General features: G+C 53.4%; 18 protein-coding genes. 11 read left to right on the plus strand and 7 right to left on the minus strand.

Going from position 1 to position 25,770, the window contains the following annotated elements; translation table 11 throughout:
• Positions 1-372 precede the first annotated feature (372 nt).
• On the minus strand, positions 373-1,851 hold the full coding sequence (locus tag Q1Q75_RS13960) for an outer membrane protein transport protein (RefSeq protein WP_300671828.1): 1,479 nt from the start codon (positions 1,849-1,851) through the stop codon (positions 373-375).
• 633 nt (positions 1,852-2,484) lie between these two features.
• Here Q1Q75_RS13960 and Q1Q75_RS13965 point away from each other — a divergent pair.
• Positions 2,485-3,471 (plus strand): DUF2804 domain-containing protein, encoded by a 987-nt coding sequence (locus Q1Q75_RS13965; protein ID WP_300671830.1) that lies wholly within the window; start codon positions 2,485-2,487, stop codon positions 3,469-3,471.
• A gap of 407 nt (positions 3,472-3,878) precedes the next feature.
• Here the strand turns inward: Q1Q75_RS13965 and Q1Q75_RS13970 are convergent, their stop codons facing one another.
• Together Q1Q75_RS13970 and upp are read right to left on the minus strand one after the other, a co-directional pair.
• Positions 3,879-5,132, minus strand: coding sequence for a uracil-xanthine permease family protein (locus tag Q1Q75_RS13970; protein WP_300671832.1), 1,254 nt, complete (start codon positions 5,130-5,132; stop codon positions 3,879-3,881).
• A 283-nt stretch (positions 5,133-5,415) separates the two neighbouring features.
• Entirely contained in the window at positions 5,416-6,042 is a 627-nt protein-coding gene (upp, locus tag Q1Q75_RS13975) for a uracil phosphoribosyltransferase (protein WP_300671834.1), read from the minus strand.
• 581 nt (positions 6,043-6,623) lie between these two features.
• Between upp and priA the strand changes: the two genes are divergently transcribed.
• The 6 genes from priA to Q1Q75_RS14005 all read left to right on the plus strand — a co-directional run bounded on the left by priA (position 6,624) and on the right by Q1Q75_RS14005 (position 14,145).
• Positions 6,624-9,047, plus strand: a complete 2,424-nt coding sequence (priA, locus tag Q1Q75_RS13980) for a primosomal protein N' (protein WP_300671836.1) — start codon at positions 6,624-6,626, stop codon at positions 9,045-9,047.
• 367 nt (positions 9,048-9,414) lie between these two features.
• A complete protein-coding gene (locus tag Q1Q75_RS13985) occupies positions 9,415-9,987 on the plus strand; it encodes a YfcE family phosphodiesterase (protein ID WP_300671838.1) in 573 nt (190 codons plus the stop codon).
• 78 nt (positions 9,988-10,065) lie between these two features.
• Entirely contained in the window at positions 10,066-10,767 is a 702-nt protein-coding gene (locus Q1Q75_RS13990; protein ID WP_300671840.1) for a DUF1573 domain-containing protein, read from the plus strand.
• A gap of 141 nt (positions 10,768-10,908) precedes the next feature.
• A complete protein-coding gene (locus Q1Q75_RS13995; protein ID WP_300671842.1) occupies positions 10,909-11,544 on the plus strand; it encodes an HAD family hydrolase in 636 nt (211 codons plus the stop codon).
• A 303-nt stretch (positions 11,545-11,847) separates the two neighbouring features.
• Positions 11,848-12,555 (plus strand): FKBP-type peptidyl-prolyl cis-trans isomerase, encoded by a 708-nt coding sequence (locus Q1Q75_RS14000; protein WP_300671844.1) that lies wholly within the window; start codon positions 11,848-11,850, stop codon positions 12,553-12,555.
• A gap of 297 nt (positions 12,556-12,852) precedes the next feature.
• Positions 12,853-14,145 carry an NCS2 family permease gene (locus Q1Q75_RS14005; RefSeq protein ID WP_300671845.1) on the plus strand — a complete coding sequence of 431 codons (1,293 nt, stop codon included), beginning with the start codon at positions 12,853-12,855 and terminating at the stop codon, positions 14,143-14,145.
• 374 nt (positions 14,146-14,519) lie between these two features.
• Here Q1Q75_RS14005 and Q1Q75_RS14010 read toward each other — a convergent pair whose 3' ends face one another.
• Positions 14,520-14,963, minus strand: a complete 444-nt coding sequence (locus Q1Q75_RS14010; RefSeq protein ID WP_300671847.1) for a CoA-binding protein — start codon at positions 14,961-14,963, stop codon at positions 14,520-14,522.
• 304 nt (positions 14,964-15,267) lie between these two features.
• On the opposite strand from Q1Q75_RS14010, the gene polA reads away from it, so the two are divergent.
• From polA to Q1Q75_RS14030, 4 genes are all read left to right on the plus strand, one after another.
• Positions 15,268-17,946: a DNA polymerase I gene (polA, locus tag Q1Q75_RS14015; RefSeq protein WP_300671849.1), complete on the plus strand. Its 2,679-nt coding sequence runs from the start codon at positions 15,268-15,270 to the stop codon at positions 17,944-17,946.
• A gap of 802 nt (positions 17,947-18,748) precedes the next feature.
• Positions 18,749-19,972, plus strand: a complete 1,224-nt coding sequence (locus Q1Q75_RS14020) for a hypothetical protein (protein WP_300671850.1) — start codon at positions 18,749-18,751, stop codon at positions 19,970-19,972.
• Between the two features lie 117 nt (positions 19,973-20,089).
• Entirely contained in the window at positions 20,090-20,437 is a 348-nt protein-coding gene (locus tag Q1Q75_RS14025) for an amidase family protein (RefSeq protein ID WP_300671851.1), read from the plus strand.
• On the plus strand, positions 20,418-20,645 hold the full coding sequence (locus tag Q1Q75_RS14030; RefSeq protein WP_366945217.1) for a hypothetical protein: 228 nt from the start codon (positions 20,418-20,420) through the stop codon (positions 20,643-20,645). The genes Q1Q75_RS14025 and Q1Q75_RS14030 overlap by 20 nt, the downstream gene beginning before the upstream one ends.
• Positions 20,646-20,722: 77 nt before the next feature.
• Here Q1Q75_RS14030 and Q1Q75_RS14035 read toward each other — a convergent pair whose 3' ends face one another.
• From Q1Q75_RS14035 to Q1Q75_RS14045, 3 genes are all read right to left on the minus strand, one after another.
• Entirely contained in the window at positions 20,723-22,381 is a 1,659-nt protein-coding gene (locus Q1Q75_RS14035) for a methyl-accepting chemotaxis protein (RefSeq protein WP_300671853.1), read from the minus strand.
• Between the two features lie 113 nt (positions 22,382-22,494).
• Positions 22,495-23,655 (minus strand): hypothetical protein, encoded by a 1,161-nt coding sequence (locus Q1Q75_RS14040; RefSeq protein WP_300671855.1) that lies wholly within the window; start codon positions 23,653-23,655, stop codon positions 22,495-22,497.
• Positions 23,656-23,675: 20 nt separating this feature from the next.
• The gene (locus tag Q1Q75_RS14045) at positions 23,676-24,092 is read right to left on the minus strand and encodes a hypothetical protein (protein WP_300671857.1); all 417 of its coding nucleotides are present in this window, start codon (positions 24,090-24,092) and stop codon (positions 23,676-23,678) included.
• Positions 24,093-25,770 lie beyond the last annotated feature (1,678 nt).

Below are 25,770 nucleotides of genomic sequence, written 5' to 3' on the forward strand. Positions count from 1 at the left end.
AATGAAGTACCGGGTGGATGCGTAGGGTGCGCCGTGCGCACCGTCAGGCGTATCGTAAACCGGAAACACCGCATTTTGAAATAAGACTCGTGGTCATCGTTAACTTGCGAGGCCGAGGGTCCTCTCTACGGTAGAAGGTGCGGGAGCCGCACCCTACGCGGTGATGAAAAGACGTGACGTATTGGCGTTTGAATCTTTCTATCATTTGCCTCGAACGACCTGGCGAAGGAAAGCTGAATAGTTACAAACATTTTCTACCAAGAACATGAAGAGCCTTCGGTCAGAAACACCTTTCAGCCACAAAAAAAGGCCGCTCCCACAAAGGGAGCGGCCATCATCACCGGCAGAGCCAGTGAAACGATCAGATAAAGCTTAGAAGGAGTAGGTCAGAGACACACCGGCGCCCCAGAGGATGCCTTCGTCTTTGCAGGATACCTTCGCACCGGGGCCGTAAACACCTTTGTAATTCGTATTAAGCTCAGTGCTGCCGCCCGTGGTCGGACGTTTTTCGGTTGAAATGATGTGCTGGAGAACCGCATCCATCATCCAGCGATCATTGATCTTCCACCCCATGCCCAGGGCATAGACGTTGCGATCGGTGTCGGGCCATCCAAACTCAAAGGTCTCATCAGGAACAGGCGAGGGGTCATACGTATAACCCGCCCGGAAAGAAAAAGCCTCCGTGGCCTGATAGGAGGCGCCCAAGCGGTAGGCGGTGGTGTCTTCCCAATAACGATCATGCTTAAAGGTCTGAAACATCTCCTTGCCACCAACTAAAAGGGTTATGTTTTCATCCTGCCTCTTGTTCACACTCCAACCCGTCCACGTCACATCTGCTTCGATTTCAAGTTTTTCATTGGCAAACCAACGAACACCGGCCTGAACCTGCTCGGGGTGATCGAACTCCATTTTCACGGAGCCATCCAAATTTAGCCCACCCTGACCAGAAATCGGTTGTAAATTTGCAGGATTTATTGCCGTGGCATTCTTCACCATCACGTCGCCTTCAAAATCGGTCTCAGTGCGTCCCCGATAGGTGAGACCAAAGGAGAGCTGCTCAATGGGACGATACATGAGGCCCACATTAAAGGAATAGTTAAAGTCATCAGTGGCTTCCAGCTTCATCTGGGCGCCATCAAACATCATAGCTCCGAACGCATTTTTCTTATCTTCTTCGCTAGCGTCTGCCTGTTTAGCAATAGAAACAAGGCCAGCCTTTGCCCCATCGCTAAACTCAACCGTCTTTCCCGCCTCAGAGACGGAACGTCCCAGGCTGACGCCTACGCCCACGGAGAATTTGTCACTCACCTTGTAGGCCAGGGTTGGGGTGAAGGCCACACGCCCGTAGTAAGACTCCCAGGCGTAGGCACTGGACGGTGAGTTTGCAGGATCTTTATCCCAGGTCACCCGCAGGCCGTACGGCGTATAGACGGCAACCCCCAGAGAGATCTTGTCCGTCATCGGCATGGCAAAACCCAGCGACGGACTGGCTACCACCATTTCGTCCGAGTCAAAATCTAAGGGGCCTTTTGCCACATTTCCATTTTCAAAAGCACCACCATAAGCGGGGTCAGTCGGATATCCCGTCACATTCCAATCATACACCTTGATCTGGGCATGATAGACCATGGAGCCCGCCGTCAGGGTCGGCTTTTCGATGAGCGTCAAACCCGCCGGGTTGTAATAAGCGGCAAAGACGTTGTCACAATACGCCGACACAGCCCCTGCCTGGCCTGTGTTCATGACACCGATCCCCATGGTTTCAATGTTTGCCGCTAATGCGGAAGATGCGGTTAGCACCACCGCTGCAAGGACCACCCATCCTTTTTTAACCATTTTTTCCACCTTCATACTTCTCTCCCAAAAAGTTTATTGTTACCTATATTGTCACCGGTTGCTACAAGCTAACTATGTTTACGCCCAACAACTGATGGTCAATCCGATGAAGCGGGAAAATAACTTTTTTTACTTGATGGGAGAGATTGTAGAGACCGTGAAAAGGGCTTGTCAACCGCAAACACGATTTACACTCTAAAATTAGAATCACAATTCCATAGTGCCATTTAACGATCCAATAAAATTACTATTTTTTGATACCTGTGTTTTACCAGCAATACCTAAATCACCTAAAAAAACAGAGTTCGCGTAATTTATCGACAATCCTGCAAATTACGCATGATTCTGGTCATCACACCGATAGCCTGATATATACACACTATCTTAGTGCCTTGACCGCGAATCAGGGACGTCAGGGCCCACACGCAAAATAAAAACACCTGTATTTTATAACTATCACTGTTCTTCGACTCGGAGAACGAGAGGCAACTCAAGGTGGCAACAGGCTTTCAAGGTGGATCACCTTGCCGCCGGAGGCATCGCTTTTTGTGTGTTTTATTTTTACGCTGGCCCTGATTTTGTATGGCAATCGCCGGTTGGGCGTCTTCCCCATCACAGGCCTTGTTTCCATCAACCGAGAGAGGACAGATGAAACAGTTAATCAGAGAGGACGGCACCCTCCCCTACGGGTACCAGAACGGTCCAGTGGGCGAACTCAACTTCCTTGATTTCGGCCTCAAAGCCCCCTTTGGCCGCAGGCGAAGCGCCCTGTACAAGCGGTTGAAATTCAATCGGTTTCATTTCGTGGGATTATTGGCTGAGGAATTTATGGCCGGGGTGGCGGTGGTCCACCTGGGGCTCATCAAAAATGGATTTGCCTATCACTTCGACCGAAGAACCGGGGCCCTTACGGAGGTCTCGGTCCTCTCCCCCTGGCGAGCCGCCATCCGTCCCACCCCCGATGCCCCCTTGAGCCGCATCAAGACAGCGGCCCTTGATCTCACCCTCTCAGAGACAGGGGTGGACTGCCACACCGAAAAATTCTCACTGAAGGCGGACTTCACCGCCCCTCACCCCCACCCGCTGCGCGTCGTCTCCCGCACCGGCTACCGGGGATGGACCTACACCGACAAGCGCGCCCCCGTCTCCATCACGGGCACCATGACGGTCAATGGAAAATCCTCGAACATCGCTTCACCCGAAGTCCTGGCGCTCACCGACTGGTCCGCCGGTTACATGCGGCGTGAGACCTTCTGGAGTTGGGCTTCCTCCGCCGCCATGCTTAAAGACGGCCGCTCCTTCGGCATGAACCTGGCCGCCGGGGTCAACGAGACCGGCTTCACCGAGAACATGATCTGGATCGACGGTGCCCCCACCCACATCGGCCCGGTTCACTTCGATTATCAAGAGAACGACACCACCGGCCCCTGGCACCTCACCTCCATGGACGGCATCGTCGATCTCACCTTCACCCCCGAAGGCCACCGAGACGAGAAAGTCAACGCCCTGGTCATGGGCAGCCTCTTCACCCAGCTCTGCGGAAGCTTCACCGGCACCCTCTCCCCACCCGATGCGCCCCCCGTAGCCCTGACAAAGGCCTCCGGCTTCTGCGAAGACCACTTTGCACGGTGGTAAACCCTGAAAAACGTACTTCGTGCTTGGTTCGAGGAGTCGCTGCGCTCCAACAATTTTAAAAAAACGAAGTATTCAGCGTAAGCCTCCGGCGGCCCTGCCGGGGGCTAAACCTTTGAAAAGTTGTAACTATTCAGCTATCCATTTTTTCTTTATGATCCCGGTCTGACAGCACCCTACGCTTGTCGTCTTCCCCGCGAAGGCGGGAATCCAGGGTGGTTATGGAATACTGCCGGACTTTATGAAACGGGGAGAGAGGGTGCCCATGCGCTTGCAACGTACGATGCATCCCCCTCACCCCCTCACCCTTTTTTAATCATCAAAGGCTCAAACCAAACAAAAAAAGCCCGCCATCATGGCGAGCTTTTTTTTGGAAAAAAGAAGGAAAATTAAACGATCAGGTCGATCGTTTAATGATCTTCCCCCACATGACACCGACACCGGGGGAGCACGAGGTTCAGGATGACGCCAAGAACGCCGGCGAGGCCGATCCCCTGCAAGGTGAACTGCCCGGCAGAAAAGCTCATGCCACCGATACCGAAGACAAGAATCAGGGCCACGATGGTCAGGTTCCGGGCTTCCAGGAGATCTTCACCGGACCGCACAAGGGAGTTCAGGCCCACCACCATAATCGCACCGAAGAGGAGCAGCATAATGCCCCCCATCACCGGCGTGGGAATGGTGGATAAAAGCGCCCCGAGTTTGCCCACAAAGGCGAGCAGAATGGCCGTGAGAGCGGCCCAGGTCATGACACCTGCGTTTCGAACACCGGTCAATGCCACGGCCCCGGTTACCTCGGAATAGGTGGTGTTGGGAGGGCCGCCAAGAAGAGAAGCGAAGCTGGTTGCGAGACCATCACCTAACATAGTGTTCTCGACCCCGGGATCTTCCAGATAATCTTTTCCGGTAATCCCGCCAATGGCCAGAATATCGCCGAAATGTTCAATGGCCGGTGCAATGGCGACCGGGATAATAAAAAAGATGGCTTCGGTGTTCCATTTCGGAAAGGTAAACTCAGGCATGGCGAGCCAGGCCGCTTCCCGCACGGGGGTAAAATCCACCAGCCCATAAAAAAGGGCCACGATATACCCCACCACGATGCCGCAGAGAATCGGAATCAATTTCATCATGCCACGCCCCAGAAGAGAGACGAGAATGGTGGTCCCCAGCGCCGCCATGGAAACAATCAGCGCGATATTCTTGGGAATGATGGCCGCAGGATTGGCCACACCGGTGGCCATATTCACGGCCACGGGAGACAGGATCAACCCGATGACCATAATCACCGGCCCGGTCACCACGGGGGGCAGAACCTTCTCAATAACAGCAGAGCCTTGCCAGCGAATCAAAAAACTTAGCAGGATATAAAAAAAGCCGGCAGCGACCAGCCCACTCATGGTACCGGCAATGCCCCACTGCTGAACCCCGATAGAGATAGGAGCGATAAAGGCAAAAGAAGAGGCAAGAAAAATTGGCACCTTCCCTTTGGTCACCACCTGAAAAATCAAGGTCCCCACCCCGGCGGTAAAAAGGGCCACATTCGGATTCAGCCCCGTCAGAATAGGCACCAGAACCAAGGCCCCGAAGGCCACAAAAAGCATCTGGGCTCCGAGGTAACAGTCCTTCACGTCAAATCGGTAATCACTCTTGCCGCTGTTTGTCATTTTCCCTCCTGATCAGCACACCCATGGTGTAAATCATCATCCCTTACCGAAACGTCCCACTAAAAACGATCGCCCCTCCATCAGGCGAGTGCACCGAAGGGACATCCGATCGTCTTACCGGATTTCCGGCAAAACCCCACAAAAAGGGTCCCCGAAAGGACCCGTATTTCAAAACAACCTGTCATGCCCCGAGAGGCGGGTCAGGCACCCCAAGGGAATGCCTGACCCGCCACCACGGTAAAAAGGGCATAAAAAAAGAGGGGCAAATGCCCCTCCCGAAAATCTATTTCGTACCGAATATCTTGTCCCCGGCATCACCGAGGCCCGGAAGTATGTACCCTTTGTCGTTGAGCCGATCATCCACAGCGGCCACATAGATATCGACATCGGGATGCGCATCCATGACCCGCTTGATCCCTTCGGGTGCTGCCACATGAAACAGGCCGCGGATGCTGTTGCAACCGGCCTTTTTCAACATGTCGATGGTGGCAATAAGAGTGCCGCCGGTGGCCAGCATGGGATCGAGAATCAACGCAATCCGCTTGTCCATATCCCCTGCCATTTTTTCATAATAAACGACAGGCTCCAGGGTCTCTTCATTTCGATAAAGCCCCACCACACTGACCTTGGCAGAAGGAATCAGGTCGATCACCCCGTTCATCATCCCGAGTCCGGCACGAAGAATGGGAAGAATGGTGATTTTTTTGCCTTTCATACGCTCGACTGTCACCGGGCCGGCCCACCCGTCAATTTCCACCTCTTCGGTTTCCAGGTCTTTGGTGGCTTCATACGTCAGAAGACGGGCCACTTCCGAAGAGAGGTCCCTGAAATCTTTGGTGGATATATTTCTTGCACGCATCAAGCCCAGTTTGTGCTTGATCAGTGGATGTTCTGCAACATGTACGGCCATAAGTCCTCCTGAAGCCAAATCTAATAACTTACTATTTTTTGTTCACCCGACAAACCCGAATACAAACAGCCTGATTAGCGGAGCAACGGTTTCCCCAAGTGTCCATTCACTTTTTTTTGTCATGATATTACCCGGTGAGTTCGTGCCTTCAGCCCATCGACACGTCCATCCGAATCAACAAGGCATCCCACCGTCACACAGCTGAAACCCGAAGACGTGAAGAATGGCTGTTCATGGGGTTCCCTCAGAGGCTGTGGTACCCCATACAACACATTCTTGGCACAACCTATCGGACTTCCACTGAATTCGTGCAAACAGGGCACGAACCAGATAGTAAAATCAACGAAGTATATAAAAACCATCCTAAAATTTCAACCTGTTTTTTCCTTAGTTGCAAAAGGTTTCGGGTTGGCGCTTGTGGTTTTGATTGCGACCCATTATATTGTCGGGGTTTAATAAGCCGTGGGATCATCCCGAGAGCCTATGGGACCGACCCGGCCCACCATAAAGCGCATAGTCATCAACCCATTGCCCGCGCCCTCCAAAACCGGGCCATTTAAATAGACGAAACCGAGATCTTTATGCCCGACGCCATCTGCTACGCCCAGGTCACCGTCACCCTGCCGCTCTCCGGCCCCTACACCTATCGGGTACCGGAAAATCTGCGACCCCACGCCGCCGTGGGATCAAGGGTTCTCGTCCCCTTTGGGCGACGGACTGTGACCGGCTACATCACCGCCTTTGCCCCTCCCCACAAAAAGATGCGGATCAAGGAGATTATCGACACCCTGGACCCCTGCCCTCTCTTTACCCCTGAGATGGTCCCCTTGTTTCAATGGATCGCAGACTATTACATTGCCCCCATGGGGGATGTCATCAAAACCGCTCTGCCCGGTGGCCTCAACGTGGTGGATCAGCAAGTGGTAACCCTGACGGATTCCGGAAAAACAGCCTGTGCCGACGCCCTCCTCCCGGAACCAGAGCAGTCACTTCTCACCCAGCTCGCAAGCGCCTCAGCCCCCTTAAAGCAGCTGGTGGAAGAGGAAACCCCCTTTTCCCGTTCGCTGATCAACACCCTCGAAAACAAGGGGTGGGTCGCGATTACCCGCGAACTCAGCACCGCACGGACCCGGGCCAAAATGGAAACCATCGCAGAAGCCGCTTTCGGCCCCTACCCCCAAAAAGGGCTCACGGAAAAACGAGAGCACCTCATCGATTTCCTGCGTGTCCATGGCCCCACCGCCCGAGCCGATCTCAACCGAAAACTGCCCTCCGCCAAAAGCACCCTGGCCCCCATGGTGGCGATGGGACTCATCCACCTGTCCGAAAATCGTGTGGAGCGTTCCCCCCTGGGCGAAGAGATCGTCCCCGACTCTCCCCCGGCGCTCACCACTGAGCAGCAGACGGTGGTGACCACGGTGTCAAAACAGCTCTCCTGCGGATACGCCACCTTTCTTTTAAAAGGGGTCACGGGCAGTGGAAAAACCGAAGTCTACATGCGCCTGGTTGAGGAGACCCTCCAGGCCGGAAAAACAGCTGTGGTGCTGGTGCCTGAGATCGCCCTCATCGCCCAGACCGACCGTCGGTTCAAAGCCCGATTCGGCGACCGCATTGCCGTTTTGCACAGCGGCCTCTCCGACGGAGAACGCTACGACCAGTGGATTAAAATTGCCGAAAAAAAAGTGAGTGTCGTCATTGGTGCCCGATCCGCCATCTTCGCCCCATTATCCAACATCGGCCTCATCGTCGTGGACGAAGAGCACGACGGCTCCTACAAACAGGAGAGCGGCTTGCGGTACAACGCCCGGGACCTGGCCGCGGTCCGCGCCCGCATGGAGGGGGCCGTGGTCCTTTTGGGGTCGGCCACCCCTTCCATCCAATCGGCCTGGAACGCCGAGACCGGCAAGTTTAAAGAGGTGCTCCTGACAAAACGGGTCAACAAAAAGCCCATGCCCGAAATTGAGGTGGTGGACCTCAAAAAATTCAAAGACCTCCCCGGGATCCATACCTTTCTCACCCCCCGGCTCGTGGAGGCCATGACCCAGACCTTGAACCGTGATGAACAGGTCCTGCTCTTTCTCAACCGACGGGGTTTTTCCGGCGCCCCCATTTGCGCCCACTGCGGCGAGCCCCTGAAATGCCGCCATTGTGATGTCTCCATGACCTTCCATAAGGGCGTCAATGCCTTTCGGTGCCATATCTGCGGCTACTTCGAGCCCGCCAAAACCCATTGCCGCATCTGCAACGGCCACAAAATCAAGCTCCTGGGCAGCGGCACGGAAAAAGTGGAGGAGGCCGTCAAAGACCTCTTCCCCCAAAAAGTCGTGGCAAGAATGGACCAGGACACCACGGCACGGCGTGGCTCTCTTCTACAGATCCTCAAAGGGGTCCGGGAGAAAAAAGTCGACATCGTGGTGGGGACCCAGATGATCGCCAAAGGGCATGACTTCCCTGATATCACCCTGGTGGGCGTCATCTGTGCCGACACCGCCCTGAACCTGCCCGACTTCCGAGCCGGAGAACGCACCTTTCAGATCCTGGCCCAGGTGGCCGGACGCGCCGGAAGGGGAGACAAACCCGGACGGGTCATCCTTCAAACCTACGTGCCGGACCACTTTACCATCGGCTGCGCCGTGAACCACGACGCCGAAGCCTTTTACACCCAGGAGACAAGTTTCAGGCGGGCTCTGGCCTACCCCCCCTTTACTCGAATTATCCTCTTGCGCATCGCCGATAAAAACCGGGAAAAATGCCGCACCGCCTCCCAAAAACTCTCCGGCCTCCTCTGGGAACGACGTCCCGGCAACGGCATCGCCATCATGGGGCCGGCTGAGGCCCCCCTCACGCGAGCCATGAGCCGGTATCGCTGGCAAATTCTCCTGAAAGGAGACTCCCCGTCCGCCATGAAAAAAATGGCCACAGAGGCTCTCGCCGCATTTCATAAAGAAGGAGGATTTTCCGGCATCTCTATTTCAGTGGATGTCGACCCCTACGCGCTGGGGTAAAAAATAAAGTAACTATTCAGCTCATGAAAAGCAGCCTCCGGCGGCGAGGTGTGCCACCCTGAAAGCAGGTTTAATCAACTTTTCAAAAGTTTAGTCCCCGGCAGGGCGGCCAGAGGCATAAGCTGAACCGTTACAAAATAAATCCAGTTGGAGCCCCCCAACGAACCGTCCGGGCCTTAGAAACAGCCCCTTATCTATCATTAAATAAATGTAACCCCATGACGCCGGGAAACAAGGTATCATGCCAACATTTCGGTTGGCCCCCTTCGGTTGACCCCATTGACAAAGAAATGAAAAGGAAGCGCCCCTCATTTAAGCGCCCCACCCCATACCTTCGTCAAAAAGCCATGGTCCAAAGGAAAAAACCATGATTATAGCCATCATGAGCGACAGCCACGACAACATCTGGCACCTGAAAACAGCCCTTACGCTCATCACAGAAGCCAAGGCCAACGCCATCATCCACTGCGGTGATTTCGTGGCCCCCTTCATGTTAAAACACCTCGACAAAGTGGGGCTTCCCGTTTACGGGGTCCTCGGCAACAACGACGGCAGCGTCCTGACCCTGGCGAGGGCTGCTTTTCAGGAGCTTTCCCATATCCACCTTCATGATGTGGTGGGAAAAATCACCCTGGACGGCTGCCGCATCGCCTTTACCCATCACCCCGAGGTGGGCCGAGCCTTTGCCGCCACCGGCAGCTTCGATCTTGTCTGCTGCGGACACTCCCACACCTGGCATGAAGAGAAGATCGGTGCCTGCACCCTCCTGAATCCTGGAGAAATTATGGGGTCCAATGGCGACCCGAGTTTTGCGCTTTTTGATACCCAGAAAGGAACAATCAAAAAGGTCATCTTTCAACATGCCGTCAGGAACGACACGGAGCCTGCCCTTCATCTTGACAACACCCCGAGAGAAACATACACTATTCGCCGATGCTGATGCCTGATACTCAGCCATTCACGCTCATCCCCTGTGTCCCCTCGCGACGACAGCAACACACGAAACTGAGGTGAAATCATGCTCAAAAAAATGATGGTACTGGCCCTTTGGTTGCTCTGTGCCCATCTACCCCTTGCGGTCGCCGAGACCGCCAAAGGCCCTTCAATCTATTTCCCTGAATCCGAATTTAATTTTGGTTCCACCATGGAAGGCACCCACGTCAAACACGTCTTTGCCCTTGAGAACCATGGTTCCGAAGAACTCCGCATCTCCAAAGTACGCCCCGGCTGAGGGTGCACCGCCGCTTCGTTTACGAAGCGTATCGCGCCGGGCGGCAGCGGAACCATTACAATCATTGGAAATACGAATGGATATGGGGGCAGAGAATTCAAGCGCAGCATCCAGGTGCTCTCCAACGACCCCAAAAAAAGATCCACCTCCCTTATCTTTAAAGGGCTTGTTAAAAAATTTGTCTCCATCACGCCGAGACAGGTCCGGCTCATCGGAACGGAAGGGCAGGATCTCGTCAGGACGGTACGCATTGTCCCCAATCGCGAATCCCCCTTCAAGCTCCTGACAGCCCGCCCCATTGATCCGAAATTATTTTCGGTGAAGCTCAAAGAAGTGAAGGGAAAAAATGGCCCGGAATACGAGATTTCCGTCACCAACGTGGCCAAAAAAGAGGGGAGATATTCCAGCCTCATCACCCTCGGCACCGACAGCAAACTCAAGCCGGAGATAAAGATTCAGGTCTCCCTGTATCTTCGAAAAAAGGTATAGCTGCCTCGTTACCGTATCATGCAACATGCGCATCCGAAGGCCCTGTCCACAGGTCTGCAGGAAAAAGAGACGCGCCAACGAAACCATCCACATTCAGACATAGAAAGCCCCGATCACAGGGGCTTTTTTATAAAGCAAATCATGACAATAAAAATTGACCCCCAAAAAATTCGTGTGGTCGCCTTTGACTGCGACGGTGTCATGTTTGACACCGAAGAGACCAACCGCGCCTACTACAACACCATCCTGGAACAGTTCGGCCTGCCCTCCATGACCGAGGCTCAATTCCGCTACGTCCATATGGCCACCGTGGGGGAAGCCTTGGTCCATCTTTTTGATGGAAAGGTCGAGATGACCGAAGTTCGTGCCGCAACCGCGGCCTTCGACTATGCCTCCCTCATCCCCCATATGAAAATCGAACCCAACCTGATCACGGTTTTAAAAGCGCTGTCACCGCACTGCAAACGGGCCATTGCCACCAACCGGGCCAATACCATGGCCACTGTCCTTGCGTTCTATGAACTGGACGACCTGTTCGAGTTGGTGGTCACCTCCCAGGATGTGGAGAACGCCAAACCCGCTCCGGACCAGCTTCTGAAAATCATGGCCCATTTCGATGTATCGGCCGAGGAGATTCTCTATATTGGTGACGCCTCCACCGATCAACATGCTGCCCAGGCTGCCGGGGTCCCCTTCGTGGCCTTCGACAACCCAGACCTCAAAGCCGATGGTTACATCCAGAGCCTTGCCGAAATATCAACCTTTCTGGGGCTGTAAAGAGAAGGATCTCTGGCACCAGAAACAACAGACCACCACAGAGGGTGTAAAAGACGACACACCGCTTGACTGGCCGTCTGAAACACGCTCATGAATAACGACGGGTTCACCGACATTTGACCCCCAGGCTCTCTGCGTGGTATGTACCCCAAAAACGTGCTTTAAAAATTTGACCGTTGCCTTATATAAGGGGCGCTAACCGTTATCAGCGCCACCTGCGAACCCATCCGCAAAAACGGTCCAGATCGGATACCTCCCATCGGGAGCTCCCAACCAACGACCTGTCAACCCAAAGGACACCCCATGAAAAAAAATCTGCTCTCTGCATCGATTGCCTTGATCATGACCCTGATGCTGGTCACCGTTGCCACAGCCGAAGAGGCAAAAAAAGGCCCTTTTAATAATTTCGAGGAAGAAATCGGATACACCATCGGTGTCAAAATTGGCCAAAACTTGAAAGCGAACTTCGTCGACGTGGATTACAAGACACTGGTCAAAGGACTGAATGATGGCTTTTATGACATCAAAACGGTCATGACCGAGGCAGAGATGGATAGTGCCGAAGCCAAGGCCAGTACTATGTTGAAGGACAAGTACCTTAAAAACAGCCTCGAAAAGGCCACTAAATTCCTCGCCGAAAACAAAACAAAAGAGGGCGTTAAAGTCACGCCATCCGGCCTCCAGTACGAAGTCATCACGGAAGGCAAAGGAGAGAGCCCAAAAGTCACCGATCAGGTCAAGGTGAACTACAAAGGAGCCCTGGTTAATGGAAGGGTTTTTGACAGCTCCTACCAACGAAAGTCACCGGGCATCTTCTCCGTTGGAAATGTCATCCCCGGCTGGATTGAAGCCCTTCAGATGATGAAACCCGGCGCCAAGTGGAAGCTTGTTATTCCCCCGGCCCTTGCCTACGGGGACCGGGGCGCCGGCAATGCCATCGGCCCCAATGAGGTTCTCATCTTCGAGATAGAGCTCCTGGAAGTTCTGCCCCCTGCAAAAAAAGCAGAATAAAAGGAACACGCCCGCGTTCGGGAGTTTTTGTCTCATCCGGTCTGGCAGGATAACATATTCAAAAAAGGCCTTTTCCCGAACACGCACATAATGTTATATAAAAAAAACGGTGCCGGTATTATGCAAATCTTAGGGTTTCATTATGCCGGCACTCTTTTTTTGTCCCTCGGATGACCAAGCCACCGCCGGAGACTTAAAAAAAAGATAAGCCGTGATGCGAAGGTCTTGACCTAATGATAAGCCCTGCCCGCCCGTGTCAGGGACAGACGTGAACCACCAGAAAGGTGACTAAAAAAGATGCTCGAGAACTTTTTCAAGCTCAAAGAGAACGGAACCACCGTCAGGACGGAAATGATCGCGGGCCTGACCACCTTTATGACCATGGCCTACATCCTCGCCGTCAACCCGGATGTCATGAGCACCACCGGCATGGACAAAGGCGCCCTCTTCACCGCCACCGCCCTGTCCGCCTTTGTAGCCACCCTCGTCATGGCTCTGGTGGCCAAACTCCCCTTTGCCCTGGCCCCTGGCATGGGCTTAAATGCTTTCTTCGCCTATACCGTGGTCCTGAACATGGGCTACTCATGGGAGATGGCCCTCACCGCCGTCTTCATCGAAGGCCTCATCTTTATCGTACTCACCTTCTTCAATGTTCGTGAGGCGATCATTAACGCCATCCCCCTCTCCCTTAAAAATGCCATCTCCGTAGGGATCGGTCTTTTTATCGCCCTGATCGGCCTCAAAGGGGCAGGGATTATCGTGAAAAGCGAGCCCACCCTCGTCACCCTCGGCAACATGGGCGACCACACCGTCTGGGTGGCCCTCATCGGCATCGCCGTCTCCGGTGCCCTGGTGGCCCTGAACAAAAAGGGAGCACTTCTGGCGGGCATCATGGCCTCCACCCTCGTGGGAATTCCCCTGGGCGTCACCAGCGTGGAGGGGCTGAAACTCTTCTCCGCACCGCCCTCCCTTGAGCCCATCATGTTCAAGTTCGATTTCTCCAGACTCTTTACCACCGACATGGCCGTGGTCCTCTTCACCTTCCTCTTCATCGACATGTTCGATACCGTCGGCAACCTCGTGGGCATTGGCGCCAAAGCCGGCCTCTTAGATGAAAAAGGACGTCTCCCCAAAGCCAAACAGGCCCTCTTTGCCGATGCCGTCGGCACCACCTTCGGAGCCTGCATGGGGACCAGCACCGTGACCACCTATGTGGAGAGCGCCTCAGGGGTTGCCGAAGGCGGCCGCACCGGCCTCACCGCCCTCACCACCGCCGTCCTCTTCCTGCTGGCCCTCTTCATGGCCCCCATCTTTCTCATGATCCCCGTAGCCGCCACGGCGCCGGCCCTTGTGATGGTGGGTTTCTTCATGCTCTCCCCCATCCAGAACATCGACATGGAAGACGCCACAGAAGCCCTGCCGGCCTTCATCACCTTCCTGATGATGCCCCTCACCTACAGCATCTCCGAGGGCATCGTCTTCGGCATGCTTAGCTACGTCATCTTAAAAGTCCTCTCCGGCCGATACAAAGAGGTCTCCCCGGTCATGTACGCCATCGCCGTCATTTTTGTGCTGAAGTTTATTCTGTAGCCAAGGGGAAAAACGTTCTTCGTGCTTCGTTCGAGGAGTCGCTGCGCTCCATCAATTTAAAACACAAACGGGCTTGAAGCGATCAAACGTGATCACCTCAAGCCCGTTATTGTTTTTCCACGTAGGATGTCCCTGGCCAAATCTTGTGACGCAGCCTGGACTGCCATCGGCGAACCTTTTACTGGTTCCCGAACCCGTTCTGCGCACTGCAATCGGGGCACTCCCAGGTAATACCGTTACAGGTCATGCCCCAGACATTTTCGGCCATACAGTCCTGACACATGGTAAAACCGCATCGACAGCGGTAGGCAAAGGTGAGGTTGCCCTTCCCACAGCAATGGCAGGGTTCTTTCTGGGCTTTCATTTTTTTCAGTTTATACGAGGATATTTTTTTTGAAGTATGAGGCATGATCCACCTTAATACACCGGTTCATGATCACGTCAATGCCGTGATCGGTCAAACGTTCAGCGGCTTCCCTGTTCTCGATACCGAGTTGCATCCAAAACACCTTGCAGCCGACCGCGATGGCCTCGTCCACATGGGGCATGATATCCTCGCTTTTACGAAAGACATTCACAATATCCACGGGTCCAGGCACTCTATCCAGGGTTTTATAGGCCTTCTCACCCAGGATCTCCTTTTGAGCCGGGCGCACGGGGACAATGGTGTAACCATTGTCCTGCATGTACCGGGCGACATCATAAGAATCCCGTTCAGGCTTGGGGGAGAGCCCCACCACCGCGATGATCCTTGCTGTTTCCAGCCGCTCTTTAATCTGTCGGTCCGAGACAAGAATTTTGCCTTTTTTCTCTGCCATGGGTCACCTCCAAGGTTTGCCGTTTGGCCCTATTCATGGTAGGTAAAAAGCCATTGTGGCGAATCTTCGGTGCAATGATTCTTATCGACACGTAAACAACCCGATAGTCCTGTGACGGCACCGCTGCCAGGGGATGAATCGTCCCACAGAAGGTGGGCCATCCTCTCATGACGTCCCTGGGAAAACGATGCGCGGGCATCGTCTTTTTCAGGCCACACCATATATACGGGGCTGAAGTTAATGCAGCGAGAAGCCCCTGTCAACACGCTTCCCGCCCCTCAGCCCTCTGGAGCCTTAAAATCCGATGACCGATAAAAAAAAAATCTACCTCATTGACGGCAGTGCTTATATATATCGCAGCTTCCATGCCCTCCCCCCCCTGACCAACGCGGAAGGACTGCCCACCAACGCGGTGCTGGGCTTTACCAACATCATTGTCAAGATGATGAACGATTTTGCCCCCACCCACGCCGTCATCTGTTTTGACGCCAAGGGGCCCACCTTCCGCCACACGATGTACGAGGAGTACAAGGCGAACCGGCCCCCCATGCCCGACGACTTGCGGCAGCAGATTCCCTTTGTCCACCAAGTGGCCGAGGCCTACCGCATCCCCACCATGGAACAGCAGGGACTGGAAGCCGATGACGTCATCGGCACCCTGGCCCGAAAAGCCGAAGCCGAGGGCTTCGAGGTGGTCATCGTCTCTGGAGACAAGGACTTCATGCAGCTGGTCTCCGAGACCTGCGTCATCTCCGATCCCGCCCGTGACGTCTATCTGGACCGAGACGCCGTAAAGGAAAAACTCGGCGTCTGGCCCGAACAGGTGGTGGACATCATGGCCCTCACCGGCGACACCTCGGACAACGTCCCCGGCGTCCCCGGCATCGGCAAAAAAACCGCTCCGGATCTCATCAATCAATTCGGTTCCCTCGAAGGGCTCTATGAGCAGGTAGAGACCCTCACCAAGAAGAAACAAAAAGAGAACCTCATCACCCACAAAGACCTCGCCTTCATCAGCCGGGACCTGGTCACCATCAAAACCGATGCGGACCTTCCCTTTGATGAAGAGAGCCTCATCGTCCCCGAACCGGACGCGGAGGCCCTGCTCGAACTGTTCAAGGAGCTGGGGTTTAAAAAGTATATCAAGATGTACAGCGCGCCGCAGAAAAAAGTAGCCAAAACATATCACGCGGTGCTCACCGAAGTGGCCCTCCATGAGCTCGCTGACAAGATAAAAGCCGCCCCCCTGGTGGCCGTTGACACCGAAACTACCGCCCTGGACCCCATGTTGGCCCAGGTGGTAGGTATCTCTGTGGCCGTCGAGCCCCACGAAGCCTACTACATCCCCTTCGGGCACACTGGCCTGGGATCTGAAAAACAGCTGACTAAAGAAACCGTCTTTTCCGTCATGAAGCCCATCTTAGAGGATGCGACCATCCCCAAATGTGGTCAGAACATCAAATACGACCTCCTGGCCTTAAAAGGCTCCGGTATCGCGCTTTCCGGCATCGTCTTCGACACCATGATCGCCTCCTATATTTTAAACCCCACACGGCGCACCCACGGCCTCGACGATCTGGCCATGGATCTCTTCGACCATCAGAACATCACATTTGACGAGGTGGCGGGCAAGGGCAAAAACCAGCTGATCTTCTCCGAAGTGCCCCTCTCCCAGGCCGTGCCTTACGCCGCCGAAGACGCCGACATCACCCTCCTGCTCGCCCGGCTCTTTTCAAAAGAGCTGGAGGAGAAAGGACTGACCTCTCTGTTCGACACCATGGAGATGCCCCTCATGCACGTCCTGGCCGACATGGAATACACCGGCGTGGCCGTCAACGAAGAGGAGCTGATCTCCATCGCAAAAACCTTCGAAACGGAAATGAACACCATCGAAGAGAGCATCTACCAGCTGGCCGGAGAAGAGTTTAACATCAACTCCTCCCAGCAGCTGGGTGCCATTCTCTTTGAAAAACTCGAACTGCCCGTCCAGAAAAAAACAAAAAAGAAGACCGGGTATTCTACAGACGTCGAGGTCTTAACCGCCCTGGCAGCCCTGCACGAACTCCCGGCCCAGATCATCCGGTTCCGGACCCTTTCCAAACTGAAAAGCACCTACGCCGACGCCCTGGTGGGCCTGATTCACCCGAAAACAGGCCGCATCCACACCTCCTACAACCAGACCGTGGCCGTCACCGGTCGCCTGAGCAGCTCCAACCCGAACCTTCAGAACATTCCGGTCCGAAGCGACGAGGGCCGAATGATCCGAGGTGCCTTTGTCCCGGAAAAAGGGAAAAAACTCATCGCGGCAGACTACTCCCAGATCGAGCTGCGCCTCCTGGCCCACTGCTCCGGTGATCCCATCCTCATCGAGTCGTTTAATTCCGGGGAGGACATCCACAAGCGCACGGCCGCCGAAATGTTCGACTGCGATGTGCTCTTTGTCACAAACGAGATGCGCCGTCAGGCCAAGGCCGTGAACTTCGGGATCATGTACGGCATGAGCCCCTTCGGCCTGGCCAAAGAGCTCAAGATCACCCAGAAAATGGCCAAAAGCTTTATCGAAAACTACTTCGCGCGCTACAGCGGCGTAAAAACCTTTATCGAGACCTGTATCACCGAAGCCGAGAAAACCAAAACCACCAGCACTCTCCTGGGACGCATCCGACCCCTGCCCGAGATCACCAGCTCCAACCGGAACGTAAAGCAATTCGCCGAACGCTCCGCCGTGAACACCCCCATCCAGGGCACGGCCGCCGATCTCATCAAACTGGCCATGCTCCACTGCCACGAAATCATCAAAGAAAAGAAACTCAAAACCCGCATGATCATGAGCGTTCACGATGAGATCGTCTTCGAAGCCCCGGAAGCCGAAGTGGAAGAGGTAAAAATCCTGATGCAGCAGGCCATGGAAAACGTCTGGGAGCTCTCCGTGCCCCTCTCCGTCAACATCGAGGTAGGCGACAACTGGAACGAAGCACATTAGGAAAGCAGGTCATGGGGGGAATGGGGTAAGGGAAAAAGCTAAAAAAAGGCCTCCGGCGGCGAGGTGAGCCACCTCGAAAGCAGGATTGCGACGTGCGGGGAAACGCACCGTCCGTCGCAATTGCCCGGGCTGTAGATAGCCAGAAGCCAACGCCCCGTTGACTTTAACCGAAATAACTCCGGCGGGCAGGGGATGATTCCTATTTGCCCATGACGTTGAGAGTAGTGGAGCGCCGCACTCCGGTGCGGCTTTTTTTATCGCCTGAGGATAAAAACCGGCCTTAATAATCGTTTCGGCCACTGCTTTCAAAAAAAGGTAGCTCTGCCCGAAGGCCCTTCATGTCATGGTAAAAAATGCTTTTTTGTTTGGTAACTATTCAGCTTAGGCCTCCGGCAGAGTTATTCCGGTTAAACTCTACAGATGAGTTGAATTGTACCCATCTGCAGCACACGAACTTGCGACGCATTGTGCGTCCCCTTGCACTCCACGCGAATGCGGACGCATTTCAGCCCGGCATGACGACACCCGATGCGCATTCGCAAACCCGCTTTCAAGGTGGCGCCACCTTGCCGCCGGAGGCTTTTTTGGGAGTTATTCCGGTTAAACTCAACAGATGAATTGAATTGTACCCACCTGCAGCACACGAACTTGCGACGCATTGTGCGTCCCCTTGCACTCCACGCGAATGCGGACGCATTTCAGCCCGGCATGACGACACCCGATGCGCATTCGCAAACCCGCTTTCAAGGTGGCACACCTTGCCGCCGGAGGCAGCTTTCACCCAAACAAGGCAGCAATCACCATGCGACAATTTGCCAATCTCTTTCTGATTCTTTTTCTGGCGGACGGGGCCATTTCAACCCTGGACGAGCTTCTGATGGCCGTAAGCGGCATGCATCTGCTGATTCAGGTGCGAGACCTTCTTGGCTTTTCGGTTTTGTTCCTGTCGGGACTGTTTTTCTTTGCCATGGGGATGGACCGGCGGATTCCGAAACGGATTTTTCTGCCCATGACCTGCTACGCGATGTGGGGCGGTCTGATGTTCTGGCCCATGCCGCTTTTTATCCCCGAAGGAGCCGTGGGGTTGGTAATGGCCGTGGGGCAGCTGGTCCTCGGACTTTTGGGGCTTCAGATGGTGCGCAAGCACTCGGATCACCCTTTTCTCATCTCGCCCGCCATGTTCTCAGGGTCCTGGTTCAGCGCCAAGAACGCCCTTGTTTTCTTTCTGGCCAGTTTTCTCCTCATCCCCATCGCCCTTTGCCTCATCGGATTCTCCGCGTTTACAACCTTCGTAGAGACCCAAACCTCCGGCTTCATGCGCATCACCCCCACCGGCATCTACATGAATGAAAAAATCTACGGAAAAAACGGCAAAACCCTTCGCCTGGTACCCATGATCCATATCGGCCGCACCGATTATTACGACGAGGTGGGCGGCTCCATGGCCAACGGCAAGACCCTGATCCTGGCCGAAGGGGTCACCGATAGAGAAGGTCTCCTTAAAACCAAGCTCTCCTATGACCGAATAGGCAAACTCCTGGGCCTCGCCTCCCAGGCCCAGATGCCCTTAGACGCCACCTGGGTCTCTTCCGACTTTCTGCCCATAGCCCCCCCCATAAACGCCACCGACAGAAAACCCCACATCGTCTCCGCCGACGTCGATCTCTCCGATTTCTCGGCCGTCACCGTCGCTTTCATCGGCGTCCTGGCCAACGTCATCATGAGCAGCGACTCCCTGCCCGAAGGCTACGCGCGATACACCACCTGGGTCGACGCCCAGGTCCATATCGAGCAGGTCCTGGAAGCCATCACCCACGACCTCTTTACCCAAAGAAATAACACCGTCTTCGCCATGTTCAACAAGGCCCTCCCCCACTACGACACCCTCATCATCCCCTGGGGAGCCCTCCATATGGCCGAGCTCGAAAAAGAGGCCCAACGGCTGGGGTTTATTCAGTTGGGAACGAAAGAACGGCTGAGCGTGAATTTCAGGGAGGCCATTGGCCACCTGAAAAAAAAAGGATAAAAACAGATCAGCGGTAAGGTGAGCCCCTGAACACGGGGGACAAAGGACCCCTTTCATGCGGACACGTCCGACATTTACCCGGACAGCACTGCGCGATACATACGAAGGTGGGAAGAGATGAATCCATACAAACTCAACACCCTGTCCGATCCGTTTGTCAGTAAAAATACGCTGGAGCCCTACGCCCAGGGCGAATTAGACGGATTGTCTTTTGCTTTAAAAGACAACATCGATGTGGCCCATGAAAAAACGGGATACGGGAGCCCGGGATGGATGGACACACACCCCAAGGCCGTTGCAAATGCAATCTGTCTGGACCAGTTGCTGGGCGCAGGGGGGACATGTCAGGGAAAAACAATCTCCGACGAGCTGGCGAATAGTTCAAAACAAATTGAATGCCTTTCTCTGCGACGGACCTATTCTCTGTTTTCCCACAACGGTGGATATGGCCCCCCGAGTCGATAAGATCACCCCAGGATTCTATGAAGGAGATCACATCCCACGGTCCATGAGCGTCAACGCGATCTCAAGCTTGACCGGCACCCCTCAGATCACCGTCCCTGTCGCAGAGGTCCGAGGCGTACCTGTGGGGCTCTCTTTCCTGGCCGGTTACGGTCAGGACATACGGCTCGGGGACATTTGCAATCAGCTGTTTACCCGCTGCGTTGCTTAAGCCCAAGGCCCCCAGGCAATCCCGACGGGGGCTCTTTTTTACCGCAACGGGGCCACGCGGCCCCGACGCTCCAATACCTAAACGACAAATCGCTGCACAACATCCCTGAGTTGTTCAGCAAGGGTAAACAACTCGACGCTGCCTGACTGAATCTTTTCGCTGTTGTCTGAGATCGCTGCCGATGATTCATCCACCGCCTCCATCTCCATGGAGATCGTCTGAGAGACGGTCGTGGTCTGCGCCACGTTTTCACTGACCTCCTGAATTCCGGCCGCGGCCTGGCCGATGTTCCCGGCGATCTCATGGGTAGTTTCAGCCTGCTCATCAACGGAATCTGCGATGGTCTCCACCACATCGTTGACCCGCGAAATGACCGTTGTGATCTCATCTATCTCCACCACCGTATTCCGGGTGGAGAGCTGGATATTTTCGATGTTGGACTTGATCTCCTGGGTGGCGGAAGCGGTCTGCATTGCAAGGGCTTTAATTTCATTGGCCACGACGGCAAAACCTTTGCCGGCCTCACCGGCCCGGGCTGCCTCAATGGTTGCATTCAAGGCGAGGAGATTGGTCTGATCAGAAATATTCGTGATCACTTCGGTGACCTTTCCAATCTCGTCCGCAGCCGCCCCAAGCGCCCTGACCTTTACGGCGGTGTCCTTTGTCTTGTCCACGGCCTGGGCTGTGATGGTTCGAGCCATCCCTGAATTTTGGGATATTCCGGTCAGGGAGGCGTTCATCACCTCCGTGGCACCGGCCACGGAGGTGACATTGGTTGAGGCCTCTTCACTGGCAGAAGCAACCGTTGTCATATGCATGCTCATCGCTTCCGCGGCAGTATGGACAGAGGTTGATTTCTCAGTGAGGTTTTTAGAGCCACTGGAGAGCTTCGTGGACAACCCATTGAGATCAGACGCCGAACGGTTCAGGTCTTCGGCTTTGGTTGCAATATCGACGATGATTCCCTGAACGTTTTCGATAAACTGGTTGAACCACTTTCCCATCTCACCGATTTCATCCTCGGAGTGGATCTCCAGTCGTTTGGTCAGATCACCTTCTCCGGTTGCAATGTTTTTAAGCATGTCCACGGTCTGATGGATAGGCCCTGCGATAAACTTTGACACGATCAACGCCGTAATCAAAGTAGAGCTCAACACAATGAAACAAAACAGACCCAAGTTCCAGTACTGCTGACTTAAAATGGCACTGTTTGTCGCAGCCAGTTCAGAGGTGAGGGAGTCCCCGAAGTAAAGGGTCATTTCCCCAAGAATTTCTTTGATGGCGGTAGTCTCTTTGGAGAGACGCAGCGCCTCTGTGTCGAGATTAACGCCTTTGATCTCCTCATCCGCAGCCATGGCCAGATAGACAGGCTCAGCTTCATCGGTAAACATATCAATGCGCTTGATCGCCGTGTTGATAGTTTCTGCGCGTTGCTGATCGATACCCGCCAGCCGGGAAATTCCGTTCAGGGCGTCTCTGGCTTGGTCAGATTTTTTTTGGGCTTCCTCCAGCAGAGAGTCATCCCCGGTGACAATGACATCTGTATAGAGCTTGATCTGGTCGTCAAAGGCGGTCACTGCGGCCTGGCTGAATCTGGAGGCAGGAAACAGATAGTCTGAAACGGTGACCAGCTTTGAATCCGTCTGCCTGGCAATAAAAAAGCCAAAGGCCATTGAGACGAAATAGCCCATCAGTGCAAGGCCGACACAGAGCCAGATTTTTTTTGAAATGGTCATTCTTCTCCGCATAGCTATTCTCTCTTGCTGCTGCAACCATTCTGGTGTCCCCCTCCCAGGGTTCCAGGAGGAGGAGGAACATCACGGTTGTTGAATTTAAGTCCGGGTTGCCATTAGAAAGAAAAGGTCACCTTTGCTGCAAGCATGTACCAGGTATCATCGGGGTCTGATTCATCGTAATCCACATTGTAAAGGCCGTCCATTAAATGGCCTTCCAACTTCACCACCATGCTGTCACTGACATCAAACCGGGTGGTCAGGGCAAAATCCTTGAGCCATGACCTGGCTGCCGGATGATTATGCTTCTTGTAGCTGTCCCCATCCTTGTCGTCCTTATCAGAGTAATCAACACTGTAATATGTTCCCATCTCAAACCACTCGTTGACCCGGTAGCTTGCAAGAAAATAATACTCTTCCGTTGTTGTCTCGTCACCATAGCCGAAAGTTGGTATGGCATAGTCAATTGTCATTTGCTGGTATTCTGAAGCCAGGGTGAGGTCTCCGATCACATATTCCATGGAACCGACATAAGATTTAACTTCCAAATTAAAATCGAAGTCATCATAGGGAATTTCTGACGAAATGGCCGCCTTGTATCCCATGGTGCTGGCTCCCAGGGTGAGACCGTCAACGGGGGTAGACCATTTAAGGTCGCCCGAGTAGGCCCAGTCCACAGAGGAGTTCGAAAATTCAGTGACGCCAAAGAATTCTGTTAGCAAGCCCAACGTTTTGGAAACACCCTCGTCTTCTTTCAGCTGAGTCGTTCCATAGACCACCTGGTATTCAACGCCACCGGGCAATTCGCCATAGGCGCCAAGTCCGATGGTCGTGGAGAGGGACTCCCTGTACCCTTCGGAGTAGATACTGGAGGGAAGCATGATACTGGTTCGCACCGCATCGATGTCCCGGCTCTGGTTATAGAGGCCGTAGGGGGTTTTCATTTTCCCTGCCCGAATCCCCAGCCAGTTGCGATAGTTGTAATCACCATAGGCCCAGTCCAGCTCAACCTCATTGTTACCGATCTCCCCAAGATCCCGGGAAAGCAGCTGCATGCCCACCCTCAAGTCGTCGTTAACCTGAGAGGCCACGTTGACGCCGAATTCATTAAACTCAAAGGTTCCCCCGGATGACGTCTCGGCAAACAGGGCATCGTGGGTATCGGTTTTCAGGTAGCCCTGAGAGAGAAACCCGTGGAGTTGGACAGACGCCATATCAACGGCGGCTGCGTTTGAGGCAAAACAGAGAAAAATGGCGGCCATTATGAATTTTTTCATCGGTAAAAAACTCCTGCGTTCTACTGTACGTTGAGAATTTTGACGGTATCGTTTGCAAGGCCTGCATCGATATATCCGACAGCACCGGGGGTGGAGGTGATGTATTTCAGGTAGGCCCCGGTGTCATCAAATTGCCGGGGTTTTATTCCTTTTCCCGTAAATACCATTTTTTTCCAGTGACTTTTCCACTGGGAATAGGTCCTGTGGATGCAGTTCTTTAAAAACAGTTTGTGCTGTTCCGTATCCTTGAGTACGACGATATTAATCTTGGAGTTGTTGCCCCATTTGGTCGTTTTTCCGAGGAAAATTTTCTGCAGCGTCTTTTGGGAGATCTCGGCCTCCTGAACCCCCGGGTTGCAGATAATGATGGTCTCAGCAGATGCGACACCTGCCAAAAGCACCATGGCAACAATCAAACAAAAAGTGAACTTACTCATCTTTCCTCCTGATTTCAAATTGTTATATCCCCTCCGGATTCATTTACCGCCGGGGATTCAGCAGTGTTTAAGCGGCCAATAGGTTGTCAATGTTACCCATATTGAACATTGGTCCGATAAAAGCCAAAAAAAAGCTGTCAACGCCAATGAAAATCAAGCACATGAAAAGGCATGACAAATAGGTCTTGGCGACACAGCTATTTGCTATGAAAAGTGGTCAACCAGAGGCTGAGCACACACCTGTCCCGCATGTGACATCATGCATAATATGGGACTTTGTCATCTATACGGGTTCAAACACATCCTCCGCTGGGGAACTGAAACCATACCCTCACAGAATCAACTGCACCGAGAGACGCTACGCGGTTACAGAAACACTGCAGCCGCATCATCACTTTGTACCATAAGCAGTAGATCTAACCTCATTGAACAATTGACTTAAACCATACAGACGCCTAACAATTAGCCTACCTCTTTGAATTTCTACCATCGCGAGCATAGAAAATTATACCCATATTTACAACTACTTAAGTTTAAGTATATTGTATACTAACTTTTGTACCATCAACATGGCAAAAAAATTTAGTAATGTCAAGCCATCATCAAGAGTATTCAAAACCTTATTTCTTCATTCCAGGAACAGAGAAAAACAGGAAAGACAATGACCGCGATTCACTTTTTGATCCATTGCCGTATTGAGAGGATTCCGACAAACCCACCTCGTTAACAGAATCTAACCCGGCTCGCCCGAAGGGTGAGAAAATCAGACAGAATACCGCGGATTACATTTTGCATTTTTGAAACGACTGAAAATATGACTGCGAAGAACTGTCATTACGGATTATTCCTTAGTCCTGATTGTTTTCTCATGAAATATCCGGGCTAACCCGGATATTTCACGAGTTGGGTGCGCTCATATGCAAGGCATCAGAGCTGAAGATGTAGTGGTTTACCTCAAGGCTCTGATAACGCGGCAGATGAGTGCACCCGGCTCGCCCGAAGGGTGAGAAAATCAAACAGAATAGCGTGGATTACATTTTGCATTTTTGGAACGACTAAAAATATGACTGCGAAGAACTGTCATTACGAATTATTCCTTAGCCCTGATTGTTTTCTCATGAAATATCCGGGCTAAGCATGCCAGGATAAATTCGTTCAACGCATCTCGCATAATCACTCAGGATATTGACGTGGTTAAATCAGCAGATCAGATGCGTACCGATCCCAAATCAATGAAAACACCTTTAGAAAAAGAGCACGGCCGTCACGTAAAATGCCGACTTAATGCCACTGTGACAGAACCCTCACCGCCCTCACCCCATATCGAAGCACGCTCACCTCAAAAGACGACTCACGGGTGTATTGCTGAAAACTTTTACAAACCAGGGCGATTGGCTCCCCATCGATGCCAACCGGGACAGCCCGCCCAACTGGATCCAGTGACGGCAACAGCAACACCGCAAGCTTGTAAGGAAGCACACTATTTACAAAGATCAGGAAGCAGATAAGATAGGATGCAGTTCAGACGCTGGAATAGGCTCATAACCACCAAGCCGGCCATACAGGGAGGGGATTTCATTTTTTGTTCGCCGCAACGGCTCTCTTTCCATCAATACGACCACAGCACTCCGCGTCGCGACGCTTACGTTAAACGACCACAGAAATAAAGGAATCACCC

Source organism: Desulfoluna sp., from assembly GCF_030145185.1.
Lineage (GTDB): Bacteria > Desulfobacterota > Desulfobacteria > Desulfobacterales > Desulfolunaceae > Desulfoluna.

Excerpts from the sequence above, each read along its gene's own strand:
- Q1Q75_RS14045 (WP_300671857.1), bottom strand. The coding sequence starts at position 24,092 with ATGAGTAAGTTCACTTTTTGTTTGATTGTTGCCATGGTGCTTTTGGCA.
- Q1Q75_RS13985 (WP_300671838.1), top strand. The coding sequence starts at position 9,415 with ATGATTATAGCCATCATGAGCGACAGCCACGACAACATCTGGCACCTG.
- Q1Q75_RS13970 (WP_300671832.1), bottom strand. The coding sequence starts at position 5,132 with ATGACAAACAGCGGCAAGAGTGATTACCGATTTGACGTGAAGGACTGT.
- Q1Q75_RS14020 (WP_300671850.1), top strand. The coding sequence starts at position 18,749 with ATGCGACAATTTGCCAATCTCTTTCTGATTCTTTTTCTGGCGGACGGG.
- Q1Q75_RS14025 (WP_300671851.1), top strand. The coding sequence starts at position 20,090 with ATGAATCCATACAAACTCAACACCCTGTCCGATCCGTTTGTCAGTAAA.
- Q1Q75_RS14005 (WP_300671845.1), top strand. The coding sequence starts at position 12,853 with ATGCTCGAGAACTTTTTCAAGCTCAAAGAGAACGGAACCACCGTCAGG.
- polA (WP_300671849.1), top strand. The coding sequence starts at position 15,268 with ATGACCGATAAAAAAAAAATCTACCTCATTGACGGCAGTGCTTATATA.
- priA (WP_300671836.1), top strand. The coding sequence starts at position 6,624 with ATGCCCGACGCCATCTGCTACGCCCAGGTCACCGTCACCCTGCCGCTC.
- Q1Q75_RS14040 (WP_300671855.1), bottom strand. The coding sequence starts at position 23,655 with ATGAAAAAATTCATAATGGCCGCCATTTTTCTCTGTTTTGCCTCAAAC.
- Q1Q75_RS13995 (WP_300671842.1), top strand. The coding sequence starts at position 10,909 with ATGACAATAAAAATTGACCCCCAAAAAATTCGTGTGGTCGCCTTTGAC.
- Q1Q75_RS13960 (WP_300671828.1), bottom strand. The coding sequence starts at position 1,851 with ATGAAGGTGGAAAAAATGGTTAAAAAAGGATGGGTGGTCCTTGCAGCG.
- upp (WP_300671834.1), bottom strand. The coding sequence starts at position 6,042 with ATGGCCGTACATGTTGCAGAACATCCACTGATCAAGCACAAACTGGGC.
- Q1Q75_RS14030 (WP_366945217.1), top strand. The coding sequence starts at position 20,418 with ATGGCCCCCCGAGTCGATAAGATCACCCCAGGATTCTATGAAGGAGAT.
- Q1Q75_RS14010 (WP_300671847.1), bottom strand. The coding sequence starts at position 14,963 with ATGGCAGAGAAAAAAGGCAAAATTCTTGTCTCGGACCGACAGATTAAA.
- Q1Q75_RS14000 (WP_300671844.1), top strand. The coding sequence starts at position 11,848 with ATGAAAAAAAATCTGCTCTCTGCATCGATTGCCTTGATCATGACCCTG.
- Q1Q75_RS14035 (WP_300671853.1), bottom strand. The coding sequence starts at position 22,381 with ATGACCATTTCAAAAAAAATCTGGCTCTGTGTCGGCCTTGCACTGATG.
- Q1Q75_RS13965 (WP_300671830.1), top strand. The coding sequence starts at position 2,485 with ATGAAACAGTTAATCAGAGAGGACGGCACCCTCCCCTACGGGTACCAG.